Raw genomic sequence first — 8559 nt, 5'->3', positions numbered from 1 at the left:
TAAGGTCGGAATAGTTATAGACCACCCTACAAGACCAATTACGCCTAAGTTAAACCAAATACTTCGGTCTTTTTGCCGTCGCGATCGCAGTTTCCGGGCTGATTTAGTTCTAATATGCTTTTGAAAGTCTGTCTCTGATTGTTGGCGTTTTTTTGGTGATGAATTATGTGGGGGTTTCACTACTGGCACCTCCCGTTTCTATAAGACTTCGAATAAAACCGATTTCTAATTTAGCGGCAGCAGATCGAGCCATTTTTTCTTTTTCATTTAATGTTTTAAACTGTGCTTCTACTGTTTGCTGTAATGTTTCTAAGTTATTACCCCGAATGGCATTTCTAGTTGAGACAAGAACCTCTGCACCACATTTAACTAAAATGCCTTGATCAACAGCGAGAAATATTTCTTCTCCTTGTTGTGAATCAAATGATAAAATTCCGGGGACGAGTGCAGTTACAAAGTCTATATGATTTGGTAATATACCAAAAGCACCATTTTCAGCTTCGGCATTGATTTTATTAGCTGTTTCTTCTAACAAAATTTGTGTAGGCAATAAAACTTTTAATTTCATAGTAAATTCTCCGAATTACGAATTACGAATTACGAATTACGAATTATTTCATCAACTGTACCAATCATATAAAGCGATCGCTCTGGATAATCGGAAAATTCATCGTTGAGAATGCGATCGCATCCGGAAAGTGCATCGGCTAAACTCACTAATTTGCCTGGTTTTCCGGTAAATTGTTCTGTAGTAAAAAATGGCTGGGTTAAAAATCGCTCTAGTCTTCTGGCGCGGGTGACTGTTTGGCGATCGCTGGCTGAAATTTCTTCTATGCCCAAAATGGCGATAATATCTTTAAGGTCTTCGTAGTTTGCTAAGGTTTGTCTCACAGCTTGGGCGATTTGGTAGTGATGTTTTCCCACTACTAGCGGTGTCAACATTTTAGAATTGGACTGTAACGGGTCAACGGCTGGATAAAACCCTTCACTAGCACGTTTACGAGACAAGACAATTGATGCTGATAAATGACCAAAGGTGTGAACTGCGGCTGGGTCAGTAAAATCATCGGCGGGAACATATACAGCTTGTACAGAGGTAATCGCGCCAGTTGTGGTATTAGCAATGCGTTCCTCTAATTCAGCCAGTTCTGTTTCTAGAGTGGGTTGATAACCAACACGGGAAGGAAGTCGCCCCATTAACCCAGAAACTTCTTGTCCAGCTTGGATAAACCGAAAGATATTATCAATTAATAACAACACATCTTGTTTGACATCATCGCGGAAATATTCAGCCATTGTTAAAGCTGCTTGTCCCACCCGGAACCTCGCACCCGGTGGTTCATTCATCTGACCAAAAATCATGATGGTGTTTTCTAACACTCCCGCATCTTGCATTTCACGGTATAGTTCCTCAGCTTCCCGACTACGTTCACCAATTCCACAAAACAGACTAATTCCCTGATACTCACTGACTATGTTGTGAATCATCTCCGTAATTAATACAGTTTTACCCACACCCGCACCACCAAATAAACCTGCTTTACCACCCCGTTCTAAAGGTGCGAGAATATCAATAGCTTTAATGCCAGTTTCCAGAATTTCTGAACTTGTGGACTGCTGAATTAGGGGTACTGGTGGCTGATGAAGCGATCGCCATTCTCCCCCAGATATTTCTGCTTTACGATCAATTGTCTCCCCAAACACGTTAAACATTCTCCCTAGCAGTCGTTTCCCCACCGGAACTTGTAGGGGATGTCCTGTATTAATTACCACAGAACCACGCGCCAAACCTGATGTTGGTGTCAAAGCAATTCCGCGTACCGTCTCAGCATCGAGATGAGTCATCACCTCCATCACCACACTCTCATTTTCCCCCGCTATCAACTGACTATAAACATCAGGAAGCTGTTGAGAAAATCGCACATCAATAACACTACCGCGAACCGAAACAACCTGACCCCGATTAACTTGACACAAATCTAGAGTTTGTGGCATCAATTAATGTCCTAGAAATTATCTGTCTGGTGCTTGCGGGATAGTCACTAATTAAACAAACTTGATATCATTCATAACATCACCCACCCTCTATAACTAAATCAATTACAGTATTTAGAACATCCTTCAACAGAAAGATTAAATTTTTTCCTTAGCGCCCAACATCTGTAAAAGTTTATCGACATTATCAATATCCCCAACAATCCGCCGAATCGGTTGCGGCCAAACCTTAACCAGAGTTGGAGTCGCCGAAACTTGGTCAATTTCCGCCTGTTCAGGATTCGTTAACACATCAATCACCTTCATGGTGTAAGGATACCCCAGCGATCGCTCTAAAAGTTCATGGAGACTCTTGAGAATACGTTCAGTGTTTGCACTATGTCCAGCCACAAACAGCCGTAAAACATAACACTCTGCTTGTAACTGTAACTTTTCCTGAGCTATCACAGCTGGATAATAAGTTGGTTTAGATTGTGAACAGTCCAAATCCACAATTAAATCATGGTCTTCCCAAAGTTGGGGAAAAGTCGAGCGATAAGTACTTAATACCATGCGATCGCACAAACCTTCTTGCCAAGGTGCTGTTTGCCAAACTAACTGCGTCCCAAAAATGGCATTAAGTACAGCCTGATGCCGAATTACAGCCGGATACGCTTCTGCAAAAGTTCGGACTTGGTGGGTTTGTGGATCTAACCAGTGGTCAATAGTTGCGGTGTAACAAGGGACTAAAAAGTGTGGCGGTTCTGGTAAATCTAAAATTTCCTGCAAAGCACCACACAAATGTGAATGCCATCGACCCTGCTTGTTAGGGTCGATGCAGTAAATTAAATCCCCTCCTGGTGTAAAAAGGGCAATACCTTTGAACAACTGGGGCTTAGATAGTTTATCTGTGATCAATTCAGTTACAGGATTTAATACAATTGCTACACTCGTCCTCGGAGAAACTGCGCCATTTCGTTAGGAGTTGGCGACATTTCCAACGCCGTTTCTTCTGTGATCCGGCCTTCGTGGTAGAGACTAAGCAAAGATTGATTCATGGTAATCATACCGTCAAAACTGGCTTGCTTCATCAACTCGGTAATTTCATCATATTTACCATCCTTGATCCATTCTTTGATAGCCTCAGTGTTAATCAGGATATCGTGAAAAGCTGCCCGCTTACCATCAGTTGTGCGGCATAAACCTTGAGCCACCACTGCCACTAAAGACTCAGAAATTGCCACCCGCATTGCCTCTTGTTCTTCACCTGCGTAAAGATTGAGAATCCGTTCAATAGTTTTCACCGCACTATTAGTGTGCAGAGTTCCCATGACCAAGTGACCAGTTTGAGCCGCTTTTAGGGCAGTATTCACCGTTTCTTTATCCCGCATTTCCCCCACCAGAATCAAATCTGGATCTTCCCGTAAAGCTGCTTTTAAAGCGTTGTCAAATTTCCGGGTGTGCATTCCGACTTCCCGTTGCTTGACTAAAGATTTGCGGCTTTGGTGGACAAATTCAATGGGATCTTCAATGGTGATGATATGTTTAGCCATCTCTTTATTGATGTAGTCAATCATCGCCGCCATTGTCGTCGATTTACCAGAACCAGTTGGCCCGGTAACTAAAATCAACCCTTTGTGGTGATGGCAAATCTCCCGTAAAATCGGCGGTAATCTCAACTGCTCCATAGACAAGATTTTTAGGGGAATTAACCGCAGCACCATTGCATAGCCTTTGAGGGAGTCAAAAACATTAATCCGCACACGAGCGAAGTCATATTGAGTTGCACCGTCAAATTCTAGCTTTTCTTGAAAATGTTGAATTTCTAGCTCTGATAAAACCTCCTGCAACCAACTAATAAATGTATCTTTATCTGTTTGTGGATAATCCGTTGGCTGAATTTCTCCTCGGTTGCGGAAACGGGGAATTTCACCTACTCCCAAATGAATATCAGAATATCCTAAGTCATAAGCCTCTCTGATAATCTGTGCTAAACTCAGCCCCGGACTGTTACTTTTAACAGTCACATCAGTAGGCATCGTTGTCGGCATGGGCATCGGTGGGGGACTACCTGGACGATGGCTGGAACTCCGATGAGTTGACATATCCAACGTTTGTGTGGAATGGCGTTGCGTGGATAATGATGGCGGAGGCGGGGGTATTGGCGGTATGTTCTGGGGCGGAACCGGATTTGACTTTGATGGAACCTGTGATTCTGTCATATAACTTTAAAATTTGGAATTGATCAACTGAAACCTGGGAAAAATCTCTGGTTGTGGCTCTGATATACCGTAGAAAGGTTACTCAGAACCTCAAAGCAGCAATCCTTGACATTGTATTTTTCATACTTGTATATTTTCAATCAATTTTTCTTGTATTTCATTTCTAGAGAATATTTTCTATTTTTTCTCATATATATCTGTTTAACACACTACATCCATGCAATACCTACAGTAAATACAACCATAAATGAAAGTATATTTATACACTATTTTTTATGCGCCAGCCTTTTTTGTGTCAAGTATAAACGTAAATAAATTGCACAGTCAGCCAAGATAAATTTTCAGCTTGATATGAGAATTATGAGAATTATAGGTAAGTATTATAAGAAATGTTAAGTAAATCATAAACCAATAGTAGGAAACGCCCTTGTACAACAAAGCTCTATTACCGTCTATTCCTAAAGATAGATGCCATAAACTAGCTCGCAAATTAAATGTGAAATTGCCGTTACATTCACAGGTACAAAAAATCAAGTGTAAAGTTTAGTAAACAAATGCTCATTTTATGAAAAGGGTTTTATATACTGAAACTTCAATTGAAAGATTCAGTTAACTCGTTAGAAGCGATTTATGACTGAAATAAAAACCTTGCTGTATATTTTTGGGAGGAAAAGTCATGGTTTCGGCTCAAAGCTCTAATCTAGGAAAGACCTACTCCTTGATGATGATCAAAAGTTTTTTGATTTGGACTTTCACATTGGCAGTGTGCTTGCTGGTTGTCGGTTTTCCATTAGTTTTTATAATGGCTACGGTCGGATGCTTGTTGTCAATTGTTTTGCAATCTGTAATGCCTGTTAGTGCAGTTTTGCTTGTTTCAGGTGGTTTAATCATGTTTAATGTCTTGGCAGTAATGATTGCTGCTGGCGTGTTGACTTTCAAGGGCATACACCCGAACCAAGTCAAGTGGTTAAGCTGGTTAAATGGAGAAGCTGAACAAATGCAGACTTCTGTATATGCTGCTTGTCCTTTAACTTGTGACATTGAGGTATAGTTCATCCTGCTTAATTCGACAAACAGAGCATCTGCCCGGTTAAGCCGGGTTTTTTCATACTTGGTTTTTGCTATTGTGAACAATGAGAATCCCGCTATCTTCAAGGTAACGGGATTTTATAACTGGAAATTTTTGCAAATTAAATCGGATTGCTATAGTTTGTAGTGAGTGCTTTAGCGCTCAGGTTCAGAGTTTGAACCTATTACCTACTTTTGTTTATTTATATATTTAAAAAAAATGACCATTAAAAAGAAAATTTGCATTATTTTGGGTACACGACCGGAAGCAATTAAACTGGCTCCGGTCATTCAAGTATTTCAACAGTCGCCAAAATTTGAGTTGCAGGTAATCTTAACTGGACAGCATCGCGAGATGGTTGAGCAAGTGATGCAGTTGTTTCATCTGAAGGCTGATGATGATTTAGAAATTATGCAGCCTCAACAAACTTTAAATGATATTACTTGCCTGAGTTTACAGGGTTTAGAAGCATTATTCCAAAAAAGTCAGCCGGATTTAGTCATAGTCCAGGGAGATACGACCACAGCTTTTGCCGCAGCTTTGGCAGCTTTTTATCAAAAAATCCCCGTTGGTCATGTAGAAGCTGGGTTAAGAACTGATGACTTATTTAATCCCTATCCAGAAGAAGCAAATCGGCGGCTAATTTCTCAAGTGACTCAGTTACATTTTGCACCAACTCCGTGGGCGGCGGAGAACTTACAACGTTCTGGGGTTTTGGGAGAAATTCACATCACAGGTAACACTGTCATTGATGCACTATTAAATGTCGCTGCAACGAAACCTGCTTGTAATGTACCGGGTTTAGATTGGAACTTATATCGCACCTTGTTAGCTACAGTCCATCGACGGGAAAATTGGGGAGAACCATTACAAGCGATCGCTCAAGCATTTTTACAGATATTAGATAAGTTTTCTGATACAGCCCTACTGTTACCATTACACCGTAACCCCACGGTAAGAGAACCATTACAGGCACTTTTAGGAAATCATCCACGGATCTTTTTGATTGAGCCGTTAGATTATAGCGAACTGGTGGGGGCTATTGAGCGATCGCATTTCCTCTTAACTGATTCTGGCGGTTTGCAAGAAGAAGCCCCTAGCCTGGGAAAACCAGTATTGGTTCTCAGAGATACGACAGAAAGGCCAGAGGCTGTAACTGCTGGTACAGCTAAACTTGTGGGAACTACAACTCAGAACATTGTGCAATCTGCGACTGAATTACTCAGTAACTCCAACGCCTATCAAGCAATGGCAAACGCCGTAAATCCCTATGGAGATGGTCACGCAGCCGAACGCATTTTAGAAATTGTGCAAAATTACTTTTAACTTCTAAAAATTGCACTGCGAGTTTGGGGACCCACAATACCATCAACCCGTAAATTATTCCGAGCCTGAAATTCTCTAACTACGCGAGTAGTAGTAGGACCATAATATCCAGTTGGTTCGACATTTAAAGCTCTTTGAACTTCTGTCACCGCCGCACCACGAGATCCCAGACTCAGAATCACTGGCCCACCTGTACCACCCTGGTTAGCATTTCTAAAAATTGCACTACGAGTTTGGGGACCAACAATGCCATCAACACGTAAATTATTCCGAGCCTGAAATTCTCTGACTACGCGAGTAGTAGTAGGACCATAATACCCAGTTTGTTGTACACCCAAAGCTCTTTGAACTTCTGTCACCGCCGCACCACGAGATCCCAAGCTCAGAATCACTGGTCCTCCTGTACCAGTTGGGGTAGCAGGGCGATTATTTGGTGTACTGCCGACCCATCGAGCCGAAACAAATCTATTCGGAGACAGCCGAACAAAACCATTGATAATTTCCGTAGTCGTTATTTGAGTACCATTAGGGAGACAGTCCAAAGTTCGGGATCTGAGGTTGGCATCTTCACGAACACGTAAACAACTACCGTTAGTTCTGACATAAGATGTTGAAGTGGACTGAGCGTGGGTGACAGTGGCAAAAAACACACTGATACCAGCTAAAGCTAACCAAGCAGAAGATTTGAGAAAATTTATCCAGTGGAATTGGAATTTCGGCGAATTATCTGCTTGATCTGTAACTATTGCAGTAGGCTTAAAGAGCTTTTTCCACTCAAGTTGAAAATTAGGAAGATTGTATTCAATATTTTCATTCCCTTCCTCATTGGCCATAGAGATATGAGAATAAGCCATATAGTCCATAATGCCCCCCTTTATGCAATAACTCGATAACTTACAACGAATGACTTGATTTTACTCTATATTTAATTTTACGGTATTTAAAATTACATTAATCTTTTTAAGTCTTAAAACTATCAATACGAATTCGTAAGCCATTGCGCCATACTTCCACACCTTCAGGATTGACTAAGTAAGAATAAGTACCGTTATCTGCGCGATATTTATCTTGTCCAATATTCCAAGCTGGTATTCTCATTGGTTGACTTGAGCTTTGCTTCAACTGCCCAATATAAAATAACTGGTTATTGTCTTGACAAATTTTGATCAGATTATTGACAGTTTCACCTTCCAGAATTGTTACCCCACCGCATTCAGTTTCAACGGTTACAGGTGCAGGATTTATGGGTGAAGACTGTGAAACTTTTATATCTGTGGTTGCAGCTAACAAGTGAATCGGGTCAGCCGCTACTCTACCATTGGGATAAACTTCAAAGTGCAGATGAGGGGCGGAACTATTACCAGTAGAACCCATTTCGGCAATCATTTGACCTTGTTTGACCTTTTGACCCTGATTCACCAATAAACGGCGATTGTGGCCGTAAACGGTGATACTTTGATCAAGATGTTTAATTTCTATAGCATTACCTAATCCCCAATTATCCCAACCTGCTTTGACCACATCACCGGATGCCGCCGCAAAAATAGGAGTCCCAGCAGCCCCAGCAATATCAATTCCTTCATGTTGATATTTGTGGAAACCTTGAGAAATCGATCCTTGAGTGGGCCAAATGAAACCAGAAGCAGGAATGGAAACTTTTGCTAACTGAGTCAGGGCAGAAGTATTTATACTTAGTGTACTAATTAAACTAATTAAAGCAATCAAACCATAAATAATAATCTTCACCTTTGCCATAAACATGATCATTTAGACACTTTCTGATTAAGTGTTATTTCAACACACAAAAGGTAATATCAGGATAATAAATATGTCAAATTGGCAACTTTTCAACTTCCTCAACCTCTCTTCGTGCTGAGTGCTGAGTGCTGAGTGCTGAGTTCTGAGTTCTGAGTGCTGAGTGCTGAGTGCTGAGTTCTGAGTGCTGAGTGCTGAGTGCTGAGTTCTGAG

Annotated in this window: 8 protein-coding genes and 1 pseudogene; 2 read left to right on the top strand and 7 right to left on the bottom strand. The window is 41.1% G+C overall.

All coding sequences use genetic code 11. The features are described 5' to 3' along the window. The 5 genes and pseudogenes from VB654_RS11405 to VB654_RS11385 form a co-directional block, all read right to left on the bottom strand. Positions 1 to 180, bottom strand: a pseudogene (locus tag VB654_RS11405) (hypothetical protein); the annotation flags it as partial. Continuing rightward, positions 164 to 568 carry a F0F1 ATP synthase subunit epsilon gene (locus VB654_RS11400; RefSeq protein WP_323213876.1) on the bottom strand — a complete coding sequence of 135 codons (405 nt, stop codon included), beginning with the start codon at positions 566 to 568 and terminating at the stop codon, positions 164 to 166. The gene VB654_RS11400 and the pseudogene VB654_RS11405, both read right to left, overlap by 17 nt. Positions 569 to 597: 29 nt before the next feature. Then, on the bottom strand, positions 598 to 1995 hold the full coding sequence (gene atpD / locus VB654_RS11395; protein WP_323213875.1) for a F0F1 ATP synthase subunit beta: 1398 nt from the start codon (positions 1993 to 1995) through the stop codon (positions 598 to 600). A gap of 138 nt (positions 1996 to 2133) precedes the next feature. Next, positions 2134 to 2892, bottom strand: a complete 759-nt coding sequence (locus VB654_RS11390; protein WP_323213873.1) for a circadian clock KaiB family protein — start codon at positions 2890 to 2892, stop codon at positions 2134 to 2136. A 26-nt stretch (positions 2893 to 2918) separates the two neighbouring features. Further along, positions 2919 to 4196 (bottom strand): type IV pilus twitching motility protein PilT, encoded by a 1278-nt coding sequence (locus VB654_RS11385; RefSeq protein ID WP_323213871.1) that lies wholly within the window; start codon positions 4194 to 4196, stop codon positions 2919 to 2921. Between the two features lie 676 nt (positions 4197 to 4872). On the opposite strand from VB654_RS11385, the gene VB654_RS11380 reads away from it, so the two are divergent. Beyond that, positions 4873 to 5247: a hypothetical protein gene (locus VB654_RS11380; protein WP_323213870.1), complete on the top strand. Its 375-nt coding sequence runs from the start codon at positions 4873 to 4875 to the stop codon at positions 5245 to 5247. A 237-nt stretch (positions 5248 to 5484) separates the two neighbouring features. Then, a complete protein-coding gene (gene wecB / locus VB654_RS11375; RefSeq protein WP_323213868.1) occupies positions 5485 to 6591 on the top strand; it encodes a non-hydrolyzing UDP-N-acetylglucosamine 2-epimerase in 1107 nt (368 codons plus the stop codon). Here wecB and VB654_RS11370 read toward each other — a convergent pair. Both VB654_RS11370 and VB654_RS11365 read right to left on the bottom strand, forming a co-directional pair. Further along, a complete protein-coding gene (locus VB654_RS11370) occupies positions 6588 to 7445 on the bottom strand; it encodes a peptidoglycan-binding protein (RefSeq protein ID WP_323213866.1) in 858 nt (285 codons plus the stop codon). The genes wecB and VB654_RS11370 overlap by 4 nt on opposite strands. 106 nt (positions 7446 to 7551) lie before the next feature. Then, positions 7552 to 8346: a M23 family metallopeptidase gene (locus VB654_RS11365; RefSeq protein ID WP_416235676.1), complete on the bottom strand. Its 795-nt coding sequence runs from the start codon at positions 8344 to 8346 to the stop codon at positions 7552 to 7554. Between the last annotated feature and the right edge of the window lie 213 nt (positions 8347 to 8559).

Source organism: Nodularia sp. UHCC 0506 (assembly GCF_034931045.1).
GTDB lineage: Bacteria > Cyanobacteriota > Cyanobacteriia > Cyanobacteriales > Nostocaceae > Nodularia.
The sequence above is the reverse complement of the archived record's forward strand: the minus strand, read 5'-3'. Positions and strand labels throughout refer to the sequence as shown.

What these genes read in the sequence shown, in the direction of transcription:
- VB654_RS11400 (WP_323213876.1), bottom strand. Translation starts at nt 568, where the DNA reads ATGAAATTAAAAGTTTTATTGCCTACACAAATTTTGTTAGAAGAAACA.
- atpD (WP_323213875.1), bottom strand. Translation starts at nt 1,995, where the DNA reads ATGCCACAAACTCTAGATTTGTGTCAAGTTAATCGGGGTCAGGTTGTT.
- VB654_RS11385 (WP_323213871.1), bottom strand. Translation starts at nt 4,196, where the DNA reads ATGACAGAATCACAGGTTCCATCAAAGTCAAATCCGGTTCCGCCCCAG.
- VB654_RS11380 (WP_323213870.1), top strand. Translation starts at nt 4,873, where the DNA reads ATGGTTTCGGCTCAAAGCTCTAATCTAGGAAAGACCTACTCCTTGATG.
- wecB (WP_323213868.1), top strand. Translation starts at nt 5,485, where the DNA reads ATGACCATTAAAAAGAAAATTTGCATTATTTTGGGTACACGACCGGAA.
- VB654_RS11370 (WP_323213866.1), bottom strand. Translation starts at nt 7,445, where the DNA reads ATGGCTTATTCTCATATCTCTATGGCCAATGAGGAAGGGAATGAAAAT.
- VB654_RS11365 (WP_416235676.1), bottom strand. Translation starts at nt 8,346, where the DNA reads ATGGCAAAGGTGAAGATTATTATTTATGGTTTGATTGCTTTAATTAGT.